Source organism: Sphingobacterium sp. CZ-2, from assembly GCF_004526235.1.
GTDB classification, from domain to species: domain Bacteria; phylum Bacteroidota; class Bacteroidia; order Sphingobacteriales; family Sphingobacteriaceae; genus Sphingobacterium; species Sphingobacterium tenebrionis.
The window spans coordinates 3,497,001-3,521,231 of sequence record NZ_CP038159.1; the positions used below are offsets into that span (position 1 = coordinate 3,497,001).

Below are 24,231 nucleotides of genomic sequence, written 5' to 3' on the forward strand. Positions count from 1 at the left end.
GAAGCAATCTTTACACATATCGAAAGATTGCTTCGTTCCTCGCAATGACTTTTTTATATACAATCCCTACAAAGTCTTCTTATTATCCTCCTGATTCACATCCGCCAATCTCTTCGTCGGATCAATCTCCACTGATTTCACAGCTTTCGAAACAGGAACCACATAAGTCGGCTTGGTCCAGAACCAATCCGTCAACACCGTTCTTTTCACCCCATTATAAATGTCAAAACCTTCCGCAGGTTTATCCCCTCTCATCTCACGTAAAGGAATATAGAACAATTCCTTCGTACCATCCTGATACTCCACCAACAAATCTATCGGCATCGCCAGATTCGATTTATTAACAACCTCAATACCTGTACCCGTTACATTCCCCACCGCATAGTCAATCTTCCTCGTCGTATTAATGAACAAATTGAAATACCATTTCAAATTGATTCCAGAAACATCTTCGGCTACACGTTTAAAATCATTCGGTGTAGGATGTTTGAACTTCCAAAGATCATAGAACTTCAAGAAAGTCTTCTGCAGGTTTTCCTTGCCAATAATATAGCCCAACTGCTCGGCAAACACCGCCCCTTTATTATAGGCTTCATTGCTATAGGCAAAATTCGTATTGTAATAATCTGCCAACAAACTCATCGGCTCCTCCACTTTCGAACTTGCCAAACGATAGTAAGCAGCATATGCTGCCCCAATCGGATTCAATGCCTTTGCCTGTGGCCTAACAAACAGTTCGGTCAAGGCAAGCTCTTCAATATAACTTGTAAAACCTTCGTCCATCCATTCATCAACCGTTTCATTGATGCCGAACAAATGCTGGAACCAAGAATGCGCTGCCTCATGGTAGATCACCCCCACTAAGCTCTTCAAGTTTCTGCCACCCGTAATCAGGGTTGCAGTTCCATATTCCATTCCGCCATCACCACCCTGAACAATGGTATAAGTTCCCCAAGGATACGCCCCAAAATGTTGTCCGGTAAAATCGAAGAAATCAGTTGCCAGACCTAAAGCCTGCTTCCAGTTGCTAACTACAGTCGCATCTGTCGGAAGATATACCGTATACACCTGAATACCACCTTTACTTTTTGCAGAATCTACCACAAACTTCGGATCTGCTGCCCAAGCAAAATCATGGATGTTCTTTGCTTTATAATGCCAAGAAGCTTTGTTCTTGTTGAGTTTCAATTTAGGTTTGCTTACATAGCCTTTCACCTCTGAAGGGTTTTGGAGCTTGCCCGACGAACCGATCACATAATCCTTATTGATATGTATGGTCACATCAAAATCGCCAAACGGCGCAATAAATTCACGACCTACATATTCATCCAAATGCCAACCAAACTCATCATAATGGGCCATTTTTGGATACCATTGCGTCATGGAGAAGGCTACTCCTTCCTTCGAGTTCCGGCCACTACGACGGATCTGCTCCGGAACCTGAGCCTGCCATTCCAGATCAAACTCCACCGTCGCACCATCTTTGATGCTGCTCGGTAAACTTACTTCCAAAATGGTTCCATCCTCTTTGAACGAAACGGCCTGGCCATTATATTTTACGGATTTTATTTTCTGAAAACCAATTTGATCCGGCTTCAGTGCAGCAATTCTACTTTCTGATTTTGAGATACCGTCGATTACTTTCTTGGTCACCATACGGGCATCCGGATCCGAGATATTCTTAAGACGCTCATCCATCATGCTGCCCGGTTGGAAAGCATTGAAATAAAGATGGAAATAGACTTTGGAAAGCTCCTGACCGGAATTATTGCCATATTTCAACTTCATTTTACCATCATACTGATATGTTTTTTCATTCACATCAATATCCATGGTATAATCAACATCCTGTTGCCAATAAGTTTTTCGTTGACCGTAACTTGCCAAGGAGACAGCGGTCAATAATAGGTAAATAATTGTCTGTTTCAAGTTCATAAATCAAATATATAAAAATTAACCGATGACGATTTCGATCTGTCTATTTCGGAACTCCTGCATCATGGCATCAAAGTCGTCATTCTTTACAAAGAGCTTATTCCTCCAGATGCGGATGGGTGTTCCTTTCTGGTTCTTATAGATCGCGATCAGGTTACCCCCCGAACGCAGGTGGTTCTTGATATAAGCCAGGTTTTCATAGGAAACTTCATATACCTTTCCTGCTTTATCAATTTGCAACCGGTCGGCCTGTAGATCCCATGTGGAAGGTTGTAGGCTTACCTTCACGGCCAAAAAATGAATGACAGGAATACAGAACAGTAAGATCAAGATCTTCACAATTTCCGAAACCTGCACATAGGACAATAAAAACCCTGCAGCAAAAAGGCAACCTAAAAGTATCCAGATAAACCTTCCTCGATGCAGGGTATGTATATGAAAAATCATGTTTTAATTCTATTCATTAACGGGAACTTCCTCCCCTTTAGTATTGATCTGTATGGTTTCTTCTTCCCCCAATTTAACGACCGAAGCAGTACCATCAAAGAATGGGCTCACCATACTATACACAAATGGTATAACCGTGGTTCCCTTCTCGTTTACAAAACCATACTTTTCACCATCATTGGATGCAATGAATAAGTTAGGTGTATTCGCTAAATACAATTCCTGAAAACCATCCAAAATCATCTTATTTGATTTTAGATCAAAGATCTTGAATTTTTCACCATCCAAAACCACGAAGTAGTGTTCGTCATATTGCAGGATACTCTCATGGGTAGCTGGAATAATGATTTGTCCTGATTTATTTAGGATACCCGACTTTTCATTTTCCATAAATATCGCATGGTTACCTTCAAATGTGCTCAAAAAATCATAGGTTTTTCCCCAAAGATTTTTCCCAGTCTTGTTCATAATCCCGAATTTTCCATCTTTGGAAAACTGATATGCTCCCAATACATCATCATAAACAATGGATTCATAGGTCAAAGGCAACACCGTTTTGCCTTGTAGATTTAGAAATCCCGCTTGGTATTCACTATTCACCGCTACGATAATCCCATCCCGAACTTCGGAAAGACTGGTAAATAAGGGTTGGGTTAATATTTCGTCATTCACATTCTTCAATCCATATAAACCGGAAGTAGTATCATAATAAGCGATCATATCTTCGCCCAATTCCATGTCTTCACCTTCTTCCATACCTAGGTCACCCGCACTTTCCTGGAAGCCCACAGGGGAAGCAAAAAAATCTGTTGAAACCTGTTCTTTGGTAATTGATTTAGCAACAAACTGTACACCACTCAGGTCAACCTTAAGTGCTGCACCTGGAAGATTTCCCAGGAAATCAAAAGCTCCAAACGTATAAGCAGGAATATTTTCGGTATACCACACTTGGATGCTAGGTATTTCTTCGTCGCCCAAAGCCGCTAGATCATCAATTGTAGGACTAATAATCGCCAATTTACAAGGATAACCAGCGATGGTTTCCGTTTTTCCGGCAACAAATTCGATCTGAAATTGATCTTCATTAGCTTCTTCACCGAATAAAGGGCCAGCACCTTCTGATTGCATAAAAGTGGAATCCGAAAGGTTGAGATGGTAGACCTTTTTAGTTGTTTTATCAACAATCTGTACAAAATCTTCCGCCATGCTTGAATTAACCCGGAATTTATCTTTGGCTGACCATACCTGAATAGCAAAACCACCTTTTTCAGTCTCTGTCAAGATAGCTTTTAATGAAGCTAATTCTTCATCATTTTTATCCATGTCGGGGCTATTCAACTCATCCATCAACTCCTGGTTGAGGGAAATTTGATAGGCAATTTTAAAAACAGGGACTTGGGCAAAACTAAAATGGCTAAATACACTGATAAATAGCAGGGAAAGAAAAAATCTCATATTAAATATATTATAGCGCAAACATCCTTGTTTTTTCTGAATCTACAAAAGGGAATCCCTTTATTTTTTATACATTTTAATGTTTATCCACATAAACCCTCTTTGTACATTTTTTGTAATTGATTATGTATGATTTAATCTTATTTCTAGTTCAGGTTTCCTATATTTGAAATCCTAAACTTTAAAATTATGCGAATCCATCTCCTATTGGCCTTATGCTGTTTCAGTTTATTTGCAAATGCACAGAAAAAGAAACCGAATATTGTGATCATCATATCCGACGACCATTCGTACCAAACGATCGGTGCATACGGATCGAAGATTGCGCATACGCCAAATCTGGATAGGATTGCCAAAGAAGGGGCTACCTTTAATAGAGCCTATGTAACCAATTCCATCTGTGGCCCAAGCCGTGCCAGCTTATTGACAGGAAAATACAGCCATAAAAATGGCTTTAAGGACAATGAGACTTCCAATTTTGATCATGGCCAAGATCTGTTCGTCAAGCAGCTACAGAACAATGGCTATCAAACTGCTTGGATCGGAAAGATCCATCTGGGAAGAAAACTACAGGGATTTGATTATTACAGCATTTTAGTTGGTCAAGGGCATTATTTCAATCCCGATTTTATCAGCAGCAAAAATGGATCAGTCGAAACCACGGATCGAGAGGAAGGTTATGTGGCGGATATCGTGACGGACCGTGCCATCAATTGGTTGGAGCAAAAAGATCAGGAGGAGCCTTTCTGTCTGATCATCGGCCATAAAAGCACCCACCGGACTTGGATGCCTGATCCGAAAGATTTCGGCAAGAACGATAACAAGAACATCCCTTTCCCCGATAATTTCTTTGATGGATATGAGGGCAGAAAAGCGGCAGCAGTCCAGGAGATGAGCATTGCGAAGGATATGCAGATGGGCTATGACCTCAAGATGTTCGATAACCCGGAAATGATGCGAAAAGATGGTAATTTCAAAAGGATGACCGACCAGCAGTTTCAACAATATGTAGCGTATTATCAACCTATACAGGCAAAACTCAAGGCGGCCAACCTCCAAGGTGAGGAGTTGGCGAAATGGAAGTACAACCGATATATGATCGATTACCTGAATACGGCCGAATCGATGGATCGGAATATCGGTCGGGTATTGGATTATTTGAAGGAAAAGAACCTGGAAGAAAACACGATCGTTTTATACCTATCGGACCAGGGATTCTATATGGGTGAGCATGGATGGTTCGACAAACGTTTTATGTACGAAGAGTCTTTCCGTACGCCTATGCTGGCGAAGCTCCCAGGTGTAATCCCGGCTAATTCCCAGGTTGACGGGATGGTGCTGAATGTGGATATTGCACCCACATTATTGGAACTGACCGGTACGGCGATTCCAAAGGATATTCAGGGAAAATCATTCCTAAAAGTGGCTGAAGGAAAGAAGAGAACTGCCAGGAAACAGCTTTTCTACCATTATTATGAGAATGGCGAGCATGCGGTATCCCCACATTTTGGGGTGAGTGATGGCCGGTACAAATTGATCCGATATTACAAACGTGTTGATGGATGGGAATTGTTCGATATGAAAACCGATCCTAGGGAAATGAAGAATATCTACGACGATCCAAAATCCCAGAAAATCGTTAAGAAAATGAAGGCCTTATTGATGAAGGAAATCAATGAAAATGAAGATGTTGAAGCAAAAGCGCTGATGGATTAATCGACACTAAAACTTTGTTTTAATCAACTATAAATAGTTCGGAAGCGATCTGGTCGGCAAGGAGTTTTCCAGTTGGGCTAAGGGTTATTATCTTTTCCGGAGAGACAAGAATATGTCCGGCTTGTTGGAAATCCTTTACTTGGCCCATTAAATCATTCAGATATTCCGTTCCAAAGTTATTTTTCACATATGCAGGATCGACCCCCCATTTGGTTCTTAAAGAGGTCATGATGTATTCATTGAAACGATCCTTTTTACTGAGGATTTCTGTTTCCAATGGAAGGTTATTCACTGCCAAGCTTTTAAGGTAAAGAGCATTGTTTGCCAGGTTCCAGGACCTGGATATTTTATTGAAGGAATGTGCAGAAGGACCAATTCCTAAGTAAGGTTTGCCCTTCCAATAATTCGAATTATGGATGGCATACTTGCCTGGTTTTGCAAAATTAGAGATCTCATATTGCTCATAGCATTCATTTGTCAGGGTACCTATGAGTAGGAGCATTTGCTCGGCACTCTGCTCTTCATTCAGTGGCGGTGTTTTCCCTTTGTTGATCATATGGTCCAAAGCCGTTTTCCGTTCTACGGTCATGGAATAGGAAGAAATGTGTGGAACCTGCAGATCGATCAACTGCTGCATATTATTTTTCCATTTCTGATCGGTCAATAAAGGAAATCCATAAATCAGATCGCAGGTAATGTTCTCAAACCCCGCATCCTGTACACGTTTTATGCTTGATAAAGCTTCTTCCGCATTATGGGCTCTGTTCATCCAGCGGAGATCTTCTTCATAGAAGGATTGTATGCCGATGCTGAAGCGATTTACAGCGGTTTGACGTAATGCATGTACTTTATTTTTGTCAAGATCATCGGGGTTTGCTTCCAAGGTAATTTCTGCCTGGTTATCGATCTCAAAGTATTGGGATACTTGGTCGATGAGCTCCATGATTTCATCCGCCTCCAAAATGGAAGGAGTACCCCCACCAAAATAGATCGAAGAGACCTGTTTGTCCTCCAGGTAGGCAGCTCGCAGCGCAATTTCCTTTTTCATCGCAGCCAACACCTCTTTTTTATATTGTAGAGAGGTGCTAAAATGAAAATCACAGTAGTGACAGGCTTGCTTACAAAAAGGAATGTGGAAGTAGATCATGGGTGCCCGCTCAGTTTGTTAAGAAGCAAATGTACGGTTATTTAGCAGACAGACTTAATTTTAATTTATTAAACTCAGTTTGTTAGATAATCAAAAAAACACATAAATTGATTAACAAACCTATTTGTTATAAATTTATACACATCAAACTCTTTAGGTAGTCAAAAAACTTAAAAAATGATTAACAAATCTATTTAATATAAATTTTTGTACATCAAACACTTTGGATATTTTCAAAGCCTATAAATTTGAAAAGCCGGCTCCTGAAGAAGGTTTGATTATCGTTGTAATGTCGGCCTGGTTCATGGATCGACCAGGAACTTTCTCTTCTTATTATAATAAAAAGGAATGGCATCCATGCGGCATCATTGCTGGTTTTAGGTATTGAGTTTTCCGTTTTTACTTGATAAAAATCACCTCAATGTCCGGATTTCTTTTCAGAAGTTCATCGACTAACAGCATATTATCGCTGGGTGTGATAAACACATCCTCGTATTTTTTAAAATAGATAATAATCCCTTTGGTATTCGAGGTGGAGGGATTACTTGCTTGCCAGTTGGAGGTATTTACTTCCAATTTCCTAATCGATTGGATGTCAATCCCTTCTTTCTTGAATAAAGCCTTATAATAAAACCTATCGCCTTCAATCCAATATCGGGTTACTTTTTGCGCAAGAAAATAGGCAAGTCCAGTCAAAAGATAACCCAAACCCAAAATAATAAACCCATCCTTCCAGGTAGCATCCGTAAATATCAAAATCAAAAAGGTTGGGATAAGAATAACGGTTAACAAAGCAAAAACGGACAATATCGGCTTTATACCTTGTTGAGGTGGAAAGACCAGTATACTGTTATTATTATTCACGTTCATTCCTTTAAAGATAGCAATTCTAGTTTTCTCCACCGATTATTCCTTAAATTATATAATTCATTCAACCTTTTTATTGCTTGCCAATCAATAAATTGATTACTTTGGGTGTAATTCTTTTTAGTATTTCATATTATGGCAACATCTCAAATTACTGAAGCAGAAGTTAAGGACCTGATCAAAAAGTTGAACTTAGCACCCATCATCTTGGAAATTTTCGATGAACAGATAGTCGATGAAATTGCAATGGACGAATTTCGCAAACGTATCAGCAAGCCATATTCCATTTTTACGTTAGATTCCAATGAGCAGGAAGCCTATCAAGTGCAGCGATTTATCCCCATTTTTGAATTCGGATCGGATAGAATTATCGCCTATGATCTCGAGAACAAAGGCTTTATAAATTATTCCTTAGAAGAAGGCATCCAGAGCCCTACATTACTGACCTTTGAAGGTGTGTTTTTGGAAGAAATGATTGCTATGTTCGAAAACGAAGTTTCTGAATCAGACATCATTCATATCGGAAAACTTCTCGGGTTTAAACACACGGAAAGCATAGTGGAAGATTACCTGGAATCCGAAGAAAATGACGGATTATCTACTTTTGAAGAAATGGACGCCTGGACAGAAAAAACCTTGGATAAATACCATTTAAAAATATAAGAAAAATGAAATAGGCAATTTATTTTTTCAAAAGCTTTTGAATTAAAGCGTCCAATTTACCATCTACAATACCTCCAGCATAAATCACTTTACCTTGATGGATCAGTACCACCTGAGGAACACCATTTACGCCATATGCTTTTGTAATCTTTCCGTCTTGATCCATTAAGGTTGAAAAAGTAGGTTTATTCCTTTCATAAAAATTGTTCAATTGGCTTTTATTATCTTCCGAATTTATTCCCCACACCTTCAAACCCTTCTGCTCATATTTGGCGACCATTGAATTCATTTTAGGAACTGCACTGATACAATAGCTACAGTTTTTGACCCAGAATTCCAAAAGAACCAAATCATCCTTAAAATCAGACATAGTAACCATTTTACCCGTCTGGAAATCTTCCAATTCAAAGGCAGGCGCATTTGCCCCTGCAGCAATTAATTGTAAGTCCTCCTTGCCCTTTATTTGAAGACCGGGATAGGAAGAAGCAAACCATGAATTCTCTTCTATCTGAGGCCCATTGATTTTTATCTGATCAAATTTCACCAAGACATAATCTTCCGGTTCAAAATTATTGGATTGAACCACTTGATAAGGCAAATAGGAAACCTTATCGATTAAGATCTGATTATAGATCCTAATATCCGCAGTCAATTGTTTCAGTCCTTCATTTACCGTAAATGACTTGCTTTTCATTTCAAGTAGCACCTTATGGTAAGACCTGCTATCAATAAGGGTATCCCCTAACCTTTTTTTGATAGATGTATCAGTTAATATATGAGGAATAACATTTCTTAAGGACAGGATAGAATTATAAAAAAAAGATGCTGCATTTAAATCTTGCTGGAGTTTTTCCTTTTTCAATGCTGCTGCCTGAAGACTTTCCATACTTGCGTTCTTCTTATCGATCCAAAATTTTCCGGAACCGTTAAAAACCACTTTGCTGACTTCATTGTCAAATTGGTACCTAAAACCTACAATAGGAATAGCCTCATCAAATTCGACAAACACAACTCCTAATAATTTATTCTCATAATCCTGGGACTTATAATTGATGTATCGAAAGGTCTCATATTGCAGGGTTTTGATGTCCTTCAATTTTGAATAGGTTTGTTGCAAAATTTCATTGACATCTGCACTTTCTTTAGAAACCAAAGCAGGTTGGGCATCTGACCGCAAGGATATTCCTGTAAACAGAATAGAAATTAGTATAAAAGGCAATAATTTCATGGCTAGAAAATCGAAAGTATAATATGTAGGTGGGGAAAACCCCTCCTATTTTTTTTTCAATAAAATGGTAAAATGTCTCAATATCTCCGATTCCCAAACGATTTCAAGTCCCGACTGGATCTCTTCTCGTCTATCGAAAATATTCTTAAGCGCTGCAGCCACATAATCCAGATGTTTATAGGAATAGGTTCTCCTCGGAATGGCCAAACGCAGTAATTCCAATTTTGGAAAACGATCCTGTCTGGTTTCCGGATCCCGATCCGCTAATAAGGTTCCGATCTCCACACCCCGCACACCGGATTCTTTATACAGTTCAATAGCCAAGGTCTGCGCCGGATATTCCTCCCTCGGAACACGATGCAGAAAATTCAGGGCATCCACAAATACCGCATGTCCACCGATCGGCTTTTGGATAGGAATCCCATACTCGATCAATTTATTCCCCAAATATTCCACTTGGTCTATTCGTGCCTTCAGATAAGGTAGTTCCGTAGATTCCAATAAACCCTGTGCCAGTGCGGCTAAATCTCTTCCCGCCAATCCACCATAGGTGATAAACCCTTCGTAGATAATCCCCATATTTCCACAGGCACGGTAAAGCTTTTCATCCCTTAAGCCCAATAATCCTCCAATGTTCACCAAGCCATCCTTTTTCGCCGACATCGTAAATCCATCTGCATAGGAAAACATCTCCTTCACAATTTCCTTGATGGATTTATCCGCATAAGCTCCTTCGCGAACCTTGATGAAATAGGCATTTTCCGCAAAACGGGCGGCATCTATAAATACAGGGATGCCGTATTGATCGGAAAGTTTCTTCACCGCTTTGATGTTCTCCATCGATACAGGCTGTCCCCCGGAAGAATTACAGGTCACCGTGATCATACAGAACGGAATCTGCTCTTTCGGATGCGATTTATAGACCTCCTCCAATTTATCCAGATCAATATTTCCTTTGAAGGGATGCAGATCGTTGATATTAAAAGCTTCATCAATGGTACAATCGATCGCATGTGCCTTACGAAATTCTATATGCCCTTTGGTGGTATCAAAATGGGAATTCCCCGGAACAACATTATTTTCTTTGACCAAAATACTGAAGAGTACATTCTCTGCCGCACGGCCTTGGTGGGTAGGTAGAAAATACGGAAAGCCTAAGGTATTACGGATAACTTCCCTCAATTTCAGGTAGGATTGGGAACCGGCATAACTTTCATCGCCCATCATGATCTCTGCCCATTGACGGTCGGACATGGCACCAGTGCCACTGTCGGTCAATAGATCGATAAAAACATAATGACTTGCCAAGTTGAACAGATTATTGCCTTCCTCTTCGATCCACTTCTCGCGCTGCTCACGGGTAGATTGAAAAATCTCCTCTACCATCTTCACTTTGTAGGGCTCTGCCCAAGGTAATTCCATAAATTTTTATATTGGTTACAATTTCCTAAAGGTAGAAATCTTATTCTTCTTCATCAAATACATGGATATTATTTACCAATTTATTAACATGAAAAGTCTTGGATGTCTTACAATTTTTAATAAATTAGGCAAACATTATCCTAGGTTATTAACACGATTTAAATGACGAACATTAAAGAGCGCGTTTTACTCATCGCAGAATCCAAAGGGATTCAAAAAGTGGAATTTTTTAAGGGTATAGGATTATCTTACGCTAATTTCAAGGGCGTTCAGAAAAACTCGGCATTGGGATCCGATGCAGTGGCTACAATTTTATCCACTTATCCCGACATCAGTCCGGAATGGCTTTTGAATGGGTCTGGAGATATGCTACGCCCGGAAGAGTCTAATGAAATGGCGATCACCCTACCTTCAAAAATAGATCTACAGGAACAGAATACCGTCTTGATCGATGCACTTGAAAAAGTAATCTCTGCGCAGCATGCTACTATTCAATCTCAGGAAGTAACCATTAGCGCCTTGTCTGCGCGTATTGAGCAATTGGAGAAAAAGAAAAAAACAAAGAAGAAAAAATAAGTACACATGATAACTATTCGGCAGGGAGAAAAAACCGATTCAGCTGCCATTGCTAATTACCTCATGCTCGCTATGGAGGAAATTGCCTACCTATTTATCGGCCAAAGGGACGAGCAGCAAGCGAATCACTTCTTAAAAACATTGGTAGAACAGGAAGGAAACCAATATTCCTATCATCATAACTGGGTCATCGAATCGGATGGCGAAATTGTGGCAACCGCATTAGTGTACAATGGCGCCGATCTGGATCGCTTGAGAAAACCCGTCAAAGAATTGGTTGAGCGGCAATTTAACCGACCTTTCCAACCAGAGGATGAAACCCAACCGGGCGAACATTATATTGATTGCATTGGAGTCAATCCGAAACAGCAGGGAAAAGGGATCGGCAGCAAGGTCCTTGACTTTTTAATCCAGGAATATGTAGAAAAACAAAACCTCACCCTGGGTTTATTAGTGGATGATGATAACCCTAAAGCCAAAAAGCTATACGAACGTTTAGGCTTTAAAGTGATGGGAAAGAAAACATTATTGGGAAAAAGCCTGGACCATATGCAACGTTCAAAAGGTTGATAATTTTTTATTAAATTTGGTTTTAAGCTTCATTTGCTGAGCACAGAACCTAATCTTGAGCATATGCCTAAAACCAGATTTAATAAATTCCAACAGGGATTGGTAAAAACCTTTTTACTATTATATTTCAGTGCATTTGGAACTACCGCTCTTCACGCACAATCCCCCTCCTCAGCGGTCGATTATGTAAACCCTTATATGGGGAATATTTCCCATCTTTTGGTACCTACCTATCCTACCGTTCATTTGCCGAACAGCCTGTTAAGGGTTTATCCTGAACGTGGAGACTATACTGCGGATAGGATAAGAGGTTTACCGCTCATCGTAACATCCCATCGTGGGAGTTCGGCCTTTAACTTAAGTCCTATTGCCAATAAACAGAAGGAATTAAAACCGATCATCTCCTATAGCTACGATCAGGAGCAGATCAATCCTTATTCCTATTCCGTTTACTTGGATGAAGAACAGATCCAGGTAGATTATGCGGTCTCCCATCAATCTGCAATATATCAACTTGAGTTTGAAGGAACTGATGACCCTCAGTTCATATTCAATTCCCGACGTGGCGAAATGAAATGGGATGAAGATGGGGTTTCCGGCAGTCAGGATATTGGGAACCGAACCAAAGTCTATCTCTATGCTGAAGCCGATGTAAAACCTGAAAAAGTAGGTCTGTTAAAGGATGGTAAACTTTTGGAGGGCACTGCAGCCAATGGCGATCAAGCTGCCATCATCCTACAATTCCCCAAAACGCAGCGTAAAATTAATATCCGTTATGGGATATCGTTCATTGATGCTGAGCAGGCAAAGGCAAACCTCAGAAGGGAAATTAAAACCTATGATTTAGAAAAGGTTAAAGATTACGGTAAAAACACCTGGAACAAGGCATTGGGTAAATTAAAGGTGGAAGGCGGAACGGAGAATGACAGGCATATATTTTACACTTCGCTCTATAGAACTTTTGAAAGACCGGTAAACATCTCCGAGGATGGGCGTTATTTTAGTGGTTTTGACGGTCAGGTACATCAGGATAGTGGCATACCATTCTATACGGATGATTGGATCTGGGATTCCTATCGTGCGCACCATCCCCTAAACGTCCTGATCGAACCGACCAAGGAAAGTCATATCCTGCAATCCTTTGTCCGCATGTCGGAGCAGATGCCCAACTTTTGGTTCCCTACTTTTCCAGAGATCAATGGAGATAGCCGTAGGATGAATTCCAACCATGGTGTTGCAGCCATTTTGGACGCCTATAAGAAAGGTATCCGGAGCTTTGAGGTCGAACGTGCTTACCAAGCTGCAAAGGGGGCTATTACGGAGAAGACCTTGGCTCCATGGTCCGGAAAACCGGCCGGTGGAATGGATAGGTTCTTTTACGAAAAAGGATATATCCCGGCCTTAAGACCCGGAGATAAGGAAATTTATCCGGAAGTCCATGGTTTTGAAAAACGACAACCCGTTGCGGTTACCTTAGGAACTTCCTATGACCTTTGGTGCTTGGCCCAACTGGCAAAGGAATTGGGGAAAACAGCAGATTATGAAAAGTTCCTTCAACTTTCCTTTAACTATAGAAACCTGTTCAATGAAAAGACCAAGTTCTTCCATCCCAAAGATGCGGAGGGGAAATTCCTGGAACCATTTGATTATGTGTTTTCTGGAGGTCAGGGCGCACGTGAAACCTATGGGGAGAACAATGCCTGGATTTACCGTTGGGATGTACAGCACAATATTCCGGATCTGATCCAGCTGATGGGTGGAAAGCAACAGTTCGTAAAAGAACTGGACCAGATGTTCAATCAGGGACTGGGAAAATCCAAATTTGATTTCTACCAACAATTACCGGATCATACCGGAAATGTAGGTCAGTTTTCCATGGCCAATGAACCTTCCTTGCATATTCCCTATCTCTATAATTATGCGGAGGCGGCCTGGATGACCCAAAAAAGAATTAAAACCTTGATCAAACAATGGTTCAGGAATGATCTTATGGGCGTACCGGGTGATGAGGATGGCGGCGGTCTATCCTCTTTCGTGGTGTTTTCCCAATTAGGATTCTATCCTGTAACTCCAGGATCTGCCGTTTACAGCATAGGTTCGCCGTTTTTCGACAAAGCAACCATAAGCATGGAGAATGGCAAGACCTTTACGGTAATAGCAAAAAATACCTCGGATAAAAACAAGTATATCCAATCGGCAAAATTAAATGGGAAGCCTTGGAACAGTACGGAAATCACCCATGTAGATATTGCCAAGGGTGGAACCCTGGAATTACTGATGGGTGATAAAGCCAATAAAAGCTGGGGCGTTTCCCAGCCTAGTTTTTAGATTTTATTTTTTCTTCCAGCATTTTGATGAAATAAGCACCGACAACAGATCGGGCCTTAAAGCCCCTTCTTTCGGGTTTGTCGGTGAATACCCAATCGGACATCGGAACCCTGTTGACCGTTTCGTTCATGAATTGATGGACAGGGTTCACAAATCGTTCAAAGGTTGCCTGATCCTCCGCCATACTGGCTGTCCATAGGATCCAATCGGTCTTGGTATAGGTTTCTCGGGAATCCAACGGAAGCCCATATCTGTTCTGTTTGGTCAAATAATATTGGATTTCCTTCTCCCGTATCTTGGGATCAAAAATCTGCATATCAAAAAGATTATCCCAGACCATGTTGTACTTTTGGCTCCAGGTACCAGGTTTATCAAAAGTCAAACGATAATGATCGCCATCATTCGCCATTTTTTCCCATTCTTTCGCCATCTCTTTAGCTTTAGACAAATAGGTATTGGCCAAATCTTTTTTCCCCTGCATCTCTGCGAGATACCCAAAGGATGCTATACCCATAATGGCTTTTATGGAAAGATTTGCATTATGGGCGAAATGACCTGCAAAATCATCAGTGCACAATTGATTTTCGGGATCCAATCCCTTTTCCACCAGATAATCTGCCCAGGTTTTCAATACCGACCAATGTTTTGCCGCATAATCGGCATTCCCTTCTACTTTGGCGATGGCATAGGTCAGGATCAACATATTACCGCCCTCTTCGACTGGCATATCTCCTCCATAGGTCTGCCCATTCGCCACCGGATAGGTGCCGATATCATGTGCAGGGAAAGGCTTTTTCCATTTGCCGGATTCGGAATAATAGAAAATAAAGTTCATCATCGCTTTCGCCAATTCCGGATTGTAATAAAGGTATAGCGGCGCCGAAGGATAGGTAATATCCACCGTACCGATGGAACCGTTACTGTCATTTTCCTTGGATAACCAGAGCAGATCCCCATTGGGTGCCTGTACAAGCTTGTGGGCAGCAATGGATTGTCGATATGCGAGCGCACAAAGCTCCGCATAGGACTTACCATAACGTTGGTATTGCAGCATAAAATTCCGATCAAAATCGGCCACTTTTTTCATTAATAGATCATAATCCTTAAAGGCCAGCTCAAACTGCTGTTCGATACTGCTCTTGCCATCCTTATTCCAATAAGGTCTAAGGTTTTCCCCAAAATATTGGATGGCAAACACATCGTCGTAGCCAATGGCGAATTTGCCTTTCGCCTTGCCTTTTACTTGGATATTGGTTCGGAAAGCAAGTTTTTGAACTTCGCCAGATTCCACTTTTGCTTGTATGTTCTTCGCATCACTTGCCATGTAAAAATAGCCCCAATCGTTTCGGACATGATCGCCTTTTCGTTCCAAAATCTTCTGCGCAACAGATCCTGTTTTCAGGTAGGTAATTCCATTTTTCTGAAAAGTGCTGGAGCTGGATGCTTGGGTGGGTAAATGCAAGGCCCAATTTGGTGATGCTTCCAGGTAGAGTTCTACCGTTCTCGGCTTAGATGAACTGATTTCATAACTTAGGTAATTGACAGGTCGGCTCAATAGGACTAAGTCATCCAAGAAAAGTGGAGCGGTGAAGGTTATTTTTAATTCCACATCTCCACATTGAAATACATAATGGGTCTGCATAGGTTGTACATCTGCACTGATCTGTTTGGCCGTCTTTGGGAACAAAGCTTGATCGGTACGTTCTTTTAATAAACCCACATCGAGAAACCCATTCGCTCCACCATTAAAACAATAGGCGGCAATTACATTTTTGCCCGGCTTTAATGTTTTCAACACCGCATCGTTCAACTTCACTCTTTTGTTCTTACCAGTACCACCAGTTTTGACCACTTGTATGCCGTTGATGAATATTTCGGCATCATCGTCATGGGAAAATTCCAAGAGGATGGAACTGTTGGATAGATCTTCTTTCAGATCGAAGGTCCTTCTTACCCAGATTTTAGCGTTCGTCCAATTTGTTTTGCTATGGGGTTCATTTTCGAAGGTACCAAAAGCTCCTTTTCCTTGCTGCCAAGATTGGTCATCGTAGGAGATGGCTGTCCAGTCGCCGACAGGATCCTTGGTCAGGTATTTGGCCTCCCAAGGTTTATCTTCCCCATTGGGGAGCATGCTGAGGAGTTCCATTTCTTCGGTACCGAGGAATCGATAGTATTCATTATCTACTTTAAGAACACCCAATAAAGGTAATTTTTTATCGGACCAATGTCTCGGACTGGATTCATAGAGTTCGTCGGAATAAGACCAAGCACTCATATTAGGGTCTAAGGTGATCAAGGGATAAGCTGGAGCTCTTAGGCTGTTCTTTACGGATTGTGCATGAAGGAAGATCGGCACGAAAAGCGAGAGCAGAAAAAATGAAACTGATTTCATATCAAATAGATTTAGGTTGCTTTTTATGATTAGGTAGCTTTAGGATCGTTGTTCTAGCGAAGGATCTGCATCAAGGCCACAGCAGCACTGGCATCATAAACCTCGGTCTTTTCATGAGCCTTGCGGTGGAAATTCTTGTCCATCAAACCCCTATCATCGCGGTTTTTCCATGCAACTTCTACATTTTTGGCTAACCATTTCTTATACACATCTTTTTTATCATAAGGAAATAGCTGCTGGATATACTGGGCAAAAATGGCGGTATAAATTCCTTGCTCGATGCCGTTTTTAAAGGGTAGAATCCCTTCTGGATCCGACATGGAATCTTTGACATAGTTCGCTGCAAGCTTTGCATCCTCCAGGTAATCCTTGTTTTTGGTTTCTTCATATAGCAACACGCCTGCTCCAATACAGGTCGCCTGATTATATAGGTTGACCGTCCAATTGGTCTTATGTCCTGGAACCTGATGATCTCCCACCTTTCCTTGCTGTTTATCGAAAAGAGCTTCCCGGGACCAGGCATACACGGACTTTGCTTTCTCCAGGTAGGATTTATCTTTTGTAGCGCGGTAAAGATGGACCGCAGCCACTACCGAAGGATAATTGATGCAGGCTGTTTTTCCGCGTTGATCGGATTTCCATCCCCAGAACATCCCTCCTCGTTCAGGATCATAGGATCCCTTATCTGCTACTTTTGGGGTGCCTGACCATACTCTTTCAAATCCGAGTACAGCATGCGCCAGATAGGTGGCATCCTGCGTGAGTTCGTAGGCTCGTGCAAAAGAAATGATCCACCACATTAGATCGTCATAGATAAACCATATGGTGCTGTTGTTCCAATTATAGCCATCGTAATGTTTATAATTACCTTCGTATATCTGTTTGATCAGCTTGGCATACTGTGGAGATTTTGTTTTCTCATAAGCCATCATAGCCATATCCCAATAAATGGCTTGTGTCCAAATAGCTGCCACTTGTTTACTTTGTGGATAGACCATGTAGATCTGCTTTTCCGAATCCAGGAATTGACTGTTAAAATCTGCAAAAGCACGATCAGCATCTTGTGCAGAGCTAGGCACCGCAAAACAGAGCATGGCGATACTGCTGAGTAGTTTTTGGTTCATCATCTTTAGGTTTATGGCGTTTCGGCCTTATTAAAGATAATAACTAAAACGTTTTAACTAATTCATGTAATTGATTAGTTACAATAAATGTAACTCGAACAAGAAGGGCTTATTTTAACAAAATCCTAATTGGGATAGGACGAAATGCGGAATAAATACGAATTTATAAATTTTACCCCCTATTATTTAATAAAATGTCTATTTTTGCGGCAATATTCCATGCTTGAAAAATTATGACACAACAAACTGCTTTTGAAGATCAGATCAAGAGTTACAAATCAAATCAAAATGCCTGCGTAAAGCTGATACAGATTGTCAGCGATCTATGGTACAACCAATCCATCGAATTAGTTCTATTCAGGAACCAATTGATCGACCGTCGAGTGAGTTTTATCCTTAACCTACATCAGGAGAGTAAAGTATATGCTGACCAAGCGCTATCGATCGAAGAAACCTTAAAAGTAGCGGAAGCCATTGCTGATGCACAACTCGCACCATCCAGAATCGATATCGGAAAATTGGCATTGGAAATCCGTCAACAAAGGGCTTCAGATGATCAGATTCCTTCTTTTATTGGAGAGAAGTTGGCGGGAGCAGCTAATCACCAGAGCTTTGAACCTAAAGATGTGGTTCTTTATGGTTTTGGTAGGATCGGACGTTTATTGGCCAGGGAATTGATCCACAAGGCTGGAGCCGGAAGACAATTGCGATTGAGGGCTATTGTAACACGGGATGTGATTGATGAGAAGTCATTGATTAAGCGTGCAAATTTGTTGCGCCAGGATTCGATACATGGACAGTTTGATGGGGAATTGCGTGTTGATCAGGAAAATGAATCCATCATCATGAATGGTTTTCCAGTGAAGATGATCACGGCTAAGAACCCAGAAGAGATCGATTATACCCAATATGGAATCGAAAATGCATTGGTAATTGATAATACCGGAGCGTTTCGGGATGACAAGGAATTGGCAAGACATCTTCAGGCCAAAGGTGCAGGCATGGTTTTATTGACCGCTCCGGGAAAAGGCGTTTCCAATATCGTTTATGGGGTGAATGAAAATGATGCAGATACGCAGAAGGATACTATCTTTTCTGCTGCATCTTGTACCACCAATGCGATATCGCCTGTGCTGGCGGTTCTTGAAAAAGAGCTTGGTATTGTTAAGGGGCATATCGAAACGATCCATTCCTATACCAATGACCAGAACTTGGTGGATAACATGCATAAGAAATCAAGAAGAGGTCGTGCTGCGGCGTTGAATATGGTGATTACGGAAACTGGCGCAGGAAGTGCTGTGGCGAAGGTATTACCGGTTTTGGCAGGAAAATTAACGTCTAATGCGATCCGTGTACCGGTTCCTAATGGTTCTTTGGCTATTCTTAGTTTGGAACTGAAGAAGGAAAGTTCGGTAGAAGAAATCAATGATTTGTTGAAAAAGGCAGCATTGCAAGGGGATTTGGTGGAGCAGATTAAGTATAGCGAAAATGCAGAATTGGTTTCTTCGGATATTGTGGGTTCTACAGCGGCTTCTGTAGTGGATGCGCCTGCAACGATTGTTTCTGCTGATGGAAAATCTGCGGTGATTTATGTGTGGTATGATAATGAATATGGGTATTCTCATCAGGTGATGAGATTGGCTAGGCATATTGCCGGGGTTAGGAGATATACGTATTATTAGGATTTTTTTCGCGTCATTGCGAGGAACGAAGCAATCTTTCCGCTTGTCATCTTGAGCGAAGTCGAAAGATTGCTTCGTCGTGCCTCCTCGCAATGAACTGTGTATATATCCAAATAATAAATTAAATTTTCTCCAAATAATATTCTGATTAGGCCGCTTTTGCGATGTAGCCCTTTCCAGATTTTGCGATGGCGAATGCCTGTTTGATCAGTTTGTTCACCACTGCTATGATTGCGACCTTGTAGGGTTTTCCCTTTTCCATCAACCTCCCATAAAGCCCGCTGCAGGCGGTGTTGCTCCTGATGGCGGATATTGCCGCCATGTACAGCACCTTTCTGACCTGGCCCATCCCCATCTTGCAGATATGTCCCTTTCCCCTTACACTGCTGCCGGACTCGAATATCCTGGGCGCCAGTCCGAAATAGGATATCAGCTGCCTGTACCCCTCGAACCGACTGAAACCGTCCGTCAGGATGATAAGCAGTGCTGCGCTGCGCGGGCCGATGCCCGGGATGCTCCGCAGGTTTTCATTGAGTTCCCCGTAATTCTCCATGATGATCTGCTGGACCTGCCTTTCATGTTCATTGATGTCCTGATCATAACGTTTGATCCCTTCCTCTATGGTCTTCCTGAGCGTGGGTTCCAGTGTTCCCGCATGTTCATATGCATGGAGCCTGTTCGTTAGCATGGTCCTGCATTCCTTCTGTCCCTTGATATAGCCTTCCAGGTTCCTGATCCTCAGCACATGTTCCTCCGGCAGCCTCCATTGGGCAGGTTCCGTCATGCTGGTGAACTTGGCGATGAGCTGGGCATCCTTCCTGTCGGTCTTGGTCCTGGCCAGGGTCATCTGGGAAAAACGCCTGATGACAAGGGGGTTGATGACCGAGACCCGTTCATCCCTCTCCCAGAGGAACTTTGCCAGCCGGAAGTAATAGGGACCGGTGGCCTCCATCGCTATATGGCTGCCGTGCATGTGGCCCAGGGCCTCCACAAAACCCGCTTCGTCGTTACTGAAACGACCCTTAAAAACCTCTTTCTGTCCCGATTGGACAGAAATGTCAAAATAATCCTTTGAACAATCAATACCTGTTACCATATTTGTATATCATATTTGTGGATTACAGCAGCTCTTATCATAACTTATCAATCGTAAAAACAGGCTCCTGGCCTAATGAACTGTCCAAGTTTATGATAGGAATAAGAGAGGGGGATTAACATTGCGAAGGGTCTCTCAAGGACCAATGACGATTAAAAATCTTACTCCCTCTCTCGCTGTATCCTAAATGAAATACAAAATTATATTCTGTTTCTTTAATTCCTATAACTTCCCTACAAACTTACGATGACGTATCTATCCCAGCAACCTCTCCGTTTCCAGGTACTTCATTATAATATGGGTGGCACCTGCCCTTTGCTGCACATAGTTTTTTGCTGCCGTTCCGGCTGGCAACCTTTTCTCATCAGCCAATAATGCCTCAAAAACTTCATTCAACTCCACCTGATTCCCAATGGAAAAACCAGCACCCAACTCCAACAAATCCACCGCCTCCTGGAATTTCGAATACTTTGGCCCAAAAATCACCGGAATCCCATAGGTCGCTGCTTCCAAGGTATTATGGATTCCCGCACCAAATCCCCCACCTATATACGCCATATCCCCATACGCATAAAGCGAGGATAACATCCCAATATTATCGATCAATAAAACCTGCGCTTGTTCCTTTTCCAAATCGGAATAACTTTCATACTTCGAAAACAACAGCGCCTTAGGAAACAAGCCCATCAACTGATTAATATGTTCCTTATGGATCTCATGTGGCGCTAAAATCATTTTCCAACCCTTATGATTATCCAACAAAACTTTCAACAATCCTTCATCCTGTCCCCAGGTACTTCCAGCTACCAAAACCCGATTCCCTCCTACAAAATCCCGCACCACCTCAATCTCCTTATGCTCTTTCGGCAATTCCACCACGCGATCAAACCGGGTATCTCCGGCCAAACCAGCATTGGTTATCCGAATCCATTTCAGCATATGCACACTATCCATATTCTGCGTAAAGAAATAGGATACATTTTTAAGAATATTCCTATAAAACCCACCATATTCCTTAAAAAACAACTGCTCTTCCCGAAAGATCGCAGAAATCATCAATAAACGGATATTACGTCTTTTCAGCTCCCTGAAATAAAAATACCAATACTCATATTTAGTAAAAACGACAAATTTGGGATTGATCAATTCGATGAATTTGCGGGCATTGCCGGCTGTATCTTCTGGCAAGTAGAATACATGATCGGCTAATGGTGTATTCTTTCGGATCTCGAATCCTGATGGGGAAAAAAATGTTACAATTATTTTTTCATCCGGAAAACGCTTCCTGATCTGCTCCAAAACCGATCTCCCCTGCTCAAATTCACCCAAGGAAGCAAAATGAAACCAAATGTGTTTTTGCCCTTGTTCAACCGTTTGCTCGATCTTTTTCAAAAGATCCTTTCGGCCATTTACCCAAAGCCTAGCCTTCGCATGGAATGGTGCCAGGATACGTAAAAGTAGCCCGTATAAAAAGATGCCTGCTTGGTAAAGGAAACGCATAATGTTAAAATATTGCTTATCTTCGTCAAAGATATTTAAACCTTTTCAATTTCACTATTGTGCAGGAGAACAAGCGCAAACGAATATTAATAACTGGAGCGGCTGGATTCTTAGGATCACACCTCTGTGATCGGTTTATTGAAGAGGATTTCCATGTCATCGCGATGGATAACCTCGTCACAGGGGACCTGAAAAATATCGAGCACCTCTTCAAATTACCCAATTTCGAATTCTACCATCATGATGTTTCAAAGTTCGTACATGTGCCGGGAGAATTACATTACATCTTACATTTTGCATCGCCGGCCAGTCCGATCGATTACCTGAAAATCCCCATCCAAACGCTGAAAGTAGGTTCCTTAGGAACCCATAACCTATTAGGTTTGGCAAAAAGCAAAGAGGCACGGATACTGGTGGCATCAACTTCTGAGGTATATGGCGATCCATTGGTATCCCCGCAGGCCGAAGAATACTGGGGAAATGTAAACCCAGTTGGCCCAAGAGGGGTTTATGATGAAGCCAAAAGATTCCAGGAAGCCATGACCATGGCCTACCATAATTTTCATGGCTTGGAAACGCGAATTGCCAGGATCTTCAACACCTTTGGCCCCCGGATGCGATTGGAAGACGGAAGGGCCTTGCCCACTTTCATTTCTCAGGCCTTACAGCATAAAGATTTAACGGTATTTGGGGATGGTATGCAAACGAGATCCTTTATCTATGTATCCGATCAGGTGGAGGGCATCTATAGGTTGCTTTTTTCCGATTATTGCTTGCCGATCAACATTGGTAATCCCGATGAAATGAGGCTCTTGGATATGGCGAAAGAGATTATTGCCTTAACATCCAGTCAATCAAGCATTGTTTTTGAACCATTACCGATTGATGATCCGAAACAAAGGCGCCCGGATATTAGCAAAGCCAAGAAGGTGCTGGATTGGCAACCTAAAGTAAACAGAAAAGAAGGTTTAATGAAAACCATTCACTATTATCAGACATTATTCAATAGTAACATACACTAGACTTAATACATCAACATGAGCAAAATATTAGTAACAGGCGGAACGGGATATATTGGATCACATACCGTTGTGGAATTACATAAAGCGGGTTATACCCCGATTTTGGTGGATAATCTTTCCAATTCCAGCATCAAGATATTGGATCAGATCGAAAAGATCATTGGCGTAAAGCCAGAATTCTATGAATTCGATCTATGTGATAACGAAAAGGTGAATGATTTTATCGGTAAACACCCTGATATTGCTGGAATCATACACTTTGCGGCATCAAAAGCTGTTGGAGAATCTGTTCAGAATCCATTGAAATACTACCATAATAATTTCTTCTCCTTGATCAATCTGTTGGAGGCATACCGAGAAAAGCCGATCAATTTCGTTTTCTCGTCAAGCTGTACAGTGTATGGCGAACCGGATGTATTGCCAGTAAATGAAGCGGCACCTGTAAAGAAAGCGACTTCACCTTACGGAAACACCAAACAGATTGCAGAAGAGATCTTGGAAGAAACTGCAAAGGCGAATTCCAACTATAATGTAATCGCATTACGTTATTTCAATCCGGTAGGAGCGCATGAATCTGCTTTGATCGGTGAATTGCCAAATGGCGTACCTGCAAACCTTCTGCCTTTCATTACCCAAACTGCCATCGGAAAACGCGAAAAGATCACGGTCTTTGGAAACGATTATGATACACCTGATGGTTCTGCTATCCGTGATTATATCCACGTAGTGGATTTGGCAAAAGCACATGTGGCCGCTATCAAGTTATTGGAAAAAGGAAATCCGAACGGTAATTATGATATTTTCAATGTAGGTACGGGAAATGGATACTCTGTTTTGGAAGCCATCCATGCTTTTGAGAAAGCTTCCGGCCAAAAATTGAATTACGAATTCGGTCCTCGCCGAGAAGGGGATATTATCAAGGTTTGGGGTGATGTGAATAAGTCTACCAAAGAATTGGGATGGACAGCTCAATTAGGGATTGATGAAATGATGGCTTCTGCCTGGGAATGGGAAAAATATTTGCACGAGAATCCAATCCAGTAAGATATTAAAATAAAAAC

20 protein-coding genes are annotated in these 24,231 nt (G+C 41.6%); 9 read left to right on the forward strand and 11 right to left on the reverse strand.

Annotated features, from left to right (window positions below):
• Positions 1-66 precede the first annotated feature (66 nt).
• The 3 genes from E3D81_RS15290 to E3D81_RS15300 are packed head-to-tail and all read right to left on the reverse strand — an operon-like array spanning position 67 to position 3,837.
• On the reverse strand, positions 67-1,935 hold the full coding sequence (locus tag E3D81_RS15290) for a M1 family metallopeptidase (protein ID WP_134778068.1): 1,869 nt from the start codon (positions 1,933-1,935) through the stop codon (positions 67-69).
• An 18-nt stretch (positions 1,936-1,953) separates the two neighbouring features.
• On the reverse strand, positions 1,954-2,382 hold the full coding sequence (locus tag E3D81_RS15295; RefSeq protein WP_134778069.1) for a hypothetical protein: 429 nt from the start codon (positions 2,380-2,382) through the stop codon (positions 1,954-1,956).
• A 9-nt stretch (positions 2,383-2,391) separates the two neighbouring features.
• Entirely contained in the window at positions 2,392-3,837 is a 1,446-nt protein-coding gene (locus E3D81_RS15300; RefSeq protein WP_134778070.1) for a WG repeat-containing protein, read from the reverse strand.
• A gap of 189 nt (positions 3,838-4,026) precedes the next feature.
• On the opposite strand from E3D81_RS15300, the gene E3D81_RS15305 reads away from it, so the two are divergent.
• Positions 4,027-5,553, forward strand: coding sequence for a sulfatase (locus E3D81_RS15305; protein WP_134778071.1), 1,527 nt, complete (start codon positions 4,027-4,029; stop codon positions 5,551-5,553).
• A gap of 19 nt (positions 5,554-5,572) precedes the next feature.
• On the opposite strand, the gene hemW is transcribed toward E3D81_RS15305, so the two are convergent.
• Complete coding sequence (gene hemW, locus E3D81_RS15310; protein ID WP_134778072.1) at positions 5,573-6,700, reverse strand: radical SAM family heme chaperone HemW; 1,128 nt, start codon at positions 6,698-6,700, stop codon at positions 5,573-5,575.
• Between the two features lie 223 nt (positions 6,701-6,923).
• On the opposite strand from hemW, the gene E3D81_RS17275 reads away from it, so the two are divergent.
• Positions 6,924-7,088, forward strand: a complete 165-nt coding sequence (locus E3D81_RS17275; RefSeq protein WP_167554333.1) for a hypothetical protein — start codon at positions 6,924-6,926, stop codon at positions 7,086-7,088.
• An 11-nt stretch (positions 7,089-7,099) separates the two neighbouring features.
• Here E3D81_RS17275 and E3D81_RS15315 read toward each other — a convergent pair whose 3' ends face one another.
• Positions 7,100-7,603 (reverse strand): PH domain-containing protein, encoded by a 504-nt coding sequence (locus E3D81_RS15315; RefSeq protein WP_134778073.1) that lies wholly within the window; start codon positions 7,601-7,603, stop codon positions 7,100-7,102.
• A 99-nt stretch (positions 7,604-7,702) separates the two neighbouring features.
• On the opposite strand from E3D81_RS15315, the gene E3D81_RS15320 reads away from it, so the two are divergent.
• Complete coding sequence (locus E3D81_RS15320; protein ID WP_134778074.1) at positions 7,703-8,230, forward strand: hypothetical protein; 528 nt, start codon at positions 7,703-7,705, stop codon at positions 8,228-8,230.
• 19 nt (positions 8,231-8,249) lie between these two features.
• Here E3D81_RS15320 and E3D81_RS15325 read toward each other — a convergent pair whose 3' ends face one another.
• A complete protein-coding gene (locus E3D81_RS15325; protein WP_134778075.1) occupies positions 8,250-9,458 on the reverse strand; it encodes a TlpA family protein disulfide reductase in 1,209 nt (402 codons plus the stop codon).
• Positions 9,459-9,503: 45 nt separating this feature from the next.
• Entirely contained in the window at positions 9,504-10,880 is a 1,377-nt protein-coding gene (locus tag E3D81_RS15330) for a tryptophanase (protein WP_134778076.1), read from the reverse strand.
• A 162-nt stretch (positions 10,881-11,042) separates the two neighbouring features.
• On the opposite strand from E3D81_RS15330, the gene E3D81_RS15335 reads away from it, so the two are divergent.
• From E3D81_RS15335 to E3D81_RS15345, 3 genes are all read left to right on the forward strand, one after another.
• Positions 11,043-11,456: a hypothetical protein gene (locus E3D81_RS15335; RefSeq protein ID WP_134778077.1), complete on the forward strand. Its 414-nt coding sequence runs from the start codon at positions 11,043-11,045 to the stop codon at positions 11,454-11,456.
• A 6-nt stretch (positions 11,457-11,462) separates the two neighbouring features.
• On the forward strand, positions 11,463-12,026 hold the full coding sequence (locus E3D81_RS15340) for a GNAT family N-acetyltransferase (RefSeq protein WP_134778078.1): 564 nt from the start codon (positions 11,463-11,465) through the stop codon (positions 12,024-12,026).
• Positions 12,027-12,089: 63 nt separating this feature from the next.
• Positions 12,090-14,354, forward strand: coding sequence for a GH92 family glycosyl hydrolase (locus E3D81_RS15345; protein ID WP_134778079.1), 2,265 nt, complete (start codon positions 12,090-12,092; stop codon positions 14,352-14,354).
• On the opposite strand, the gene E3D81_RS15350 is transcribed toward E3D81_RS15345, so the two are convergent.
• The gene (locus E3D81_RS15350) at positions 14,344-16,746 is read right to left on the reverse strand and encodes a glutaminase family protein (protein WP_134778080.1); all 2,403 of its coding nucleotides are present in this window, start codon (positions 16,744-16,746) and stop codon (positions 14,344-14,346) included. The genes E3D81_RS15345 and E3D81_RS15350 overlap by 11 nt on opposite strands.
• Before the next feature lie 53 nt (positions 16,747-16,799).
• Positions 16,800-17,873, reverse strand: coding sequence for a glycoside hydrolase family 76 protein (locus E3D81_RS15355; RefSeq protein ID WP_209023076.1), 1,074 nt, complete (start codon positions 17,871-17,873; stop codon positions 16,800-16,802).
• 230 nt (positions 17,874-18,103) lie between these two features.
• Here E3D81_RS15355 and E3D81_RS15360 point away from each other — a divergent pair, with 230 nt between their 5' ends.
• Positions 18,104-19,552: a glyceraldehyde-3-phosphate dehydrogenase gene (locus E3D81_RS15360; protein WP_134778081.1), complete on the forward strand. Its 1,449-nt coding sequence runs from the start codon at positions 18,104-18,106 to the stop codon at positions 19,550-19,552.
• A 148-nt stretch (positions 19,553-19,700) separates the two neighbouring features.
• On the opposite strand, the gene E3D81_RS15365 is transcribed toward E3D81_RS15360, so the two are convergent.
• Both E3D81_RS15365 and E3D81_RS15370 read right to left on the reverse strand, forming a co-directional pair.
• Positions 19,701-20,648 carry an IS110 family transposase gene (locus E3D81_RS15365; protein WP_134776992.1) on the reverse strand — a complete coding sequence of 316 codons (948 nt, stop codon included), beginning with the start codon at positions 20,646-20,648 and terminating at the stop codon, positions 19,701-19,703.
• Positions 20,649-20,903: 255 nt separating this feature from the next.
• Positions 20,904-22,148 (reverse strand): 3-deoxy-D-manno-octulosonic acid transferase, encoded by a 1,245-nt coding sequence (locus tag E3D81_RS15370; RefSeq protein ID WP_134778082.1) that lies wholly within the window; start codon positions 22,146-22,148, stop codon positions 20,904-20,906.
• A gap of 59 nt (positions 22,149-22,207) precedes the next feature.
• Between E3D81_RS15370 and E3D81_RS15375 the strand changes: the two genes are divergently transcribed.
• A complete protein-coding gene (locus E3D81_RS15375) occupies positions 22,208-23,170 on the forward strand; it encodes a UDP-glucuronic acid decarboxylase family protein (RefSeq protein ID WP_134778083.1) in 963 nt (320 codons plus the stop codon).
• A 15-nt stretch (positions 23,171-23,185) separates the two neighbouring features.
• Positions 23,186-24,214: a UDP-glucose 4-epimerase GalE gene (gene galE / locus E3D81_RS15380; protein ID WP_134778084.1), complete on the forward strand. Its 1,029-nt coding sequence runs from the start codon at positions 23,186-23,188 to the stop codon at positions 24,212-24,214.
• The last annotated feature ends 17 nt before the right edge of the window (positions 24,215-24,231 follow it).

What these genes read in the sequence shown, in the direction of transcription:
- E3D81_RS15340 (WP_134778078.1), top strand. Translation starts at nt 11,463, where the DNA reads ATGATAACTATTCGGCAGGGAGAAAAAACCGATTCAGCTGCCATTGCT.
- E3D81_RS15300 (WP_134778070.1), bottom strand. Translation starts at nt 3,837, where the DNA reads ATGAGATTTTTTCTTTCCCTGCTATTTATCAGTGTATTTAGCCATTTT.
- E3D81_RS15295 (WP_134778069.1), bottom strand. Translation starts at nt 2,382, where the DNA reads ATGATTTTTCATATACATACCCTGCATCGAGGAAGGTTTATCTGGATA.
- E3D81_RS15360 (WP_134778081.1), top strand. Translation starts at nt 18,104, where the DNA reads ATGACACAACAAACTGCTTTTGAAGATCAGATCAAGAGTTACAAATCA.
- E3D81_RS15330 (WP_134778076.1), bottom strand. Translation starts at nt 10,880, where the DNA reads ATGGAATTACCTTGGGCAGAGCCCTACAAAGTGAAGATGGTAGAGGAG.
- E3D81_RS15290 (WP_134778068.1), bottom strand. Translation starts at nt 1,935, where the DNA reads ATGAACTTGAAACAGACAATTATTTACCTATTATTGACCGCTGTCTCC.
- E3D81_RS15335 (WP_134778077.1), top strand. Translation starts at nt 11,043, where the DNA reads ATGACGAACATTAAAGAGCGCGTTTTACTCATCGCAGAATCCAAAGGG.
- E3D81_RS15365 (WP_134776992.1), bottom strand. Translation starts at nt 20,648, where the DNA reads ATGGTAACAGGTATTGATTGTTCAAAGGATTATTTTGACATTTCTGTC.
- hemW (WP_134778072.1), bottom strand. Translation starts at nt 6,700, where the DNA reads ATGATCTACTTCCACATTCCTTTTTGTAAGCAAGCCTGTCACTACTGT.
- galE (WP_134778084.1), top strand. Translation starts at nt 23,186, where the DNA reads ATGAGCAAAATATTAGTAACAGGCGGAACGGGATATATTGGATCACAT.
- E3D81_RS15320 (WP_134778074.1), top strand. Translation starts at nt 7,703, where the DNA reads ATGGCAACATCTCAAATTACTGAAGCAGAAGTTAAGGACCTGATCAAA.
- E3D81_RS15305 (WP_134778071.1), top strand. Translation starts at nt 4,027, where the DNA reads ATGCGAATCCATCTCCTATTGGCCTTATGCTGTTTCAGTTTATTTGCA.
- E3D81_RS15325 (WP_134778075.1), bottom strand. Translation starts at nt 9,458, where the DNA reads ATGAAATTATTGCCTTTTATACTAATTTCTATTCTGTTTACAGGAATA.
- E3D81_RS15370 (WP_134778082.1), bottom strand. Translation starts at nt 22,148, where the DNA reads ATGCGTTTCCTTTACCAAGCAGGCATCTTTTTATACGGGCTACTTTTA.
- E3D81_RS15350 (WP_134778080.1), bottom strand. Translation starts at nt 16,746, where the DNA reads ATGAAATCAGTTTCATTTTTTCTGCTCTCGCTTTTCGTGCCGATCTTC.
- E3D81_RS15345 (WP_134778079.1), top strand. Translation starts at nt 12,090, where the DNA reads ATGCCTAAAACCAGATTTAATAAATTCCAACAGGGATTGGTAAAAACC.
- E3D81_RS15355 (WP_209023076.1), bottom strand. Translation starts at nt 17,873, where the DNA reads ATGATGAACCAAAAACTACTCAGCAGTATCGCCATGCTCTGTTTTGCG.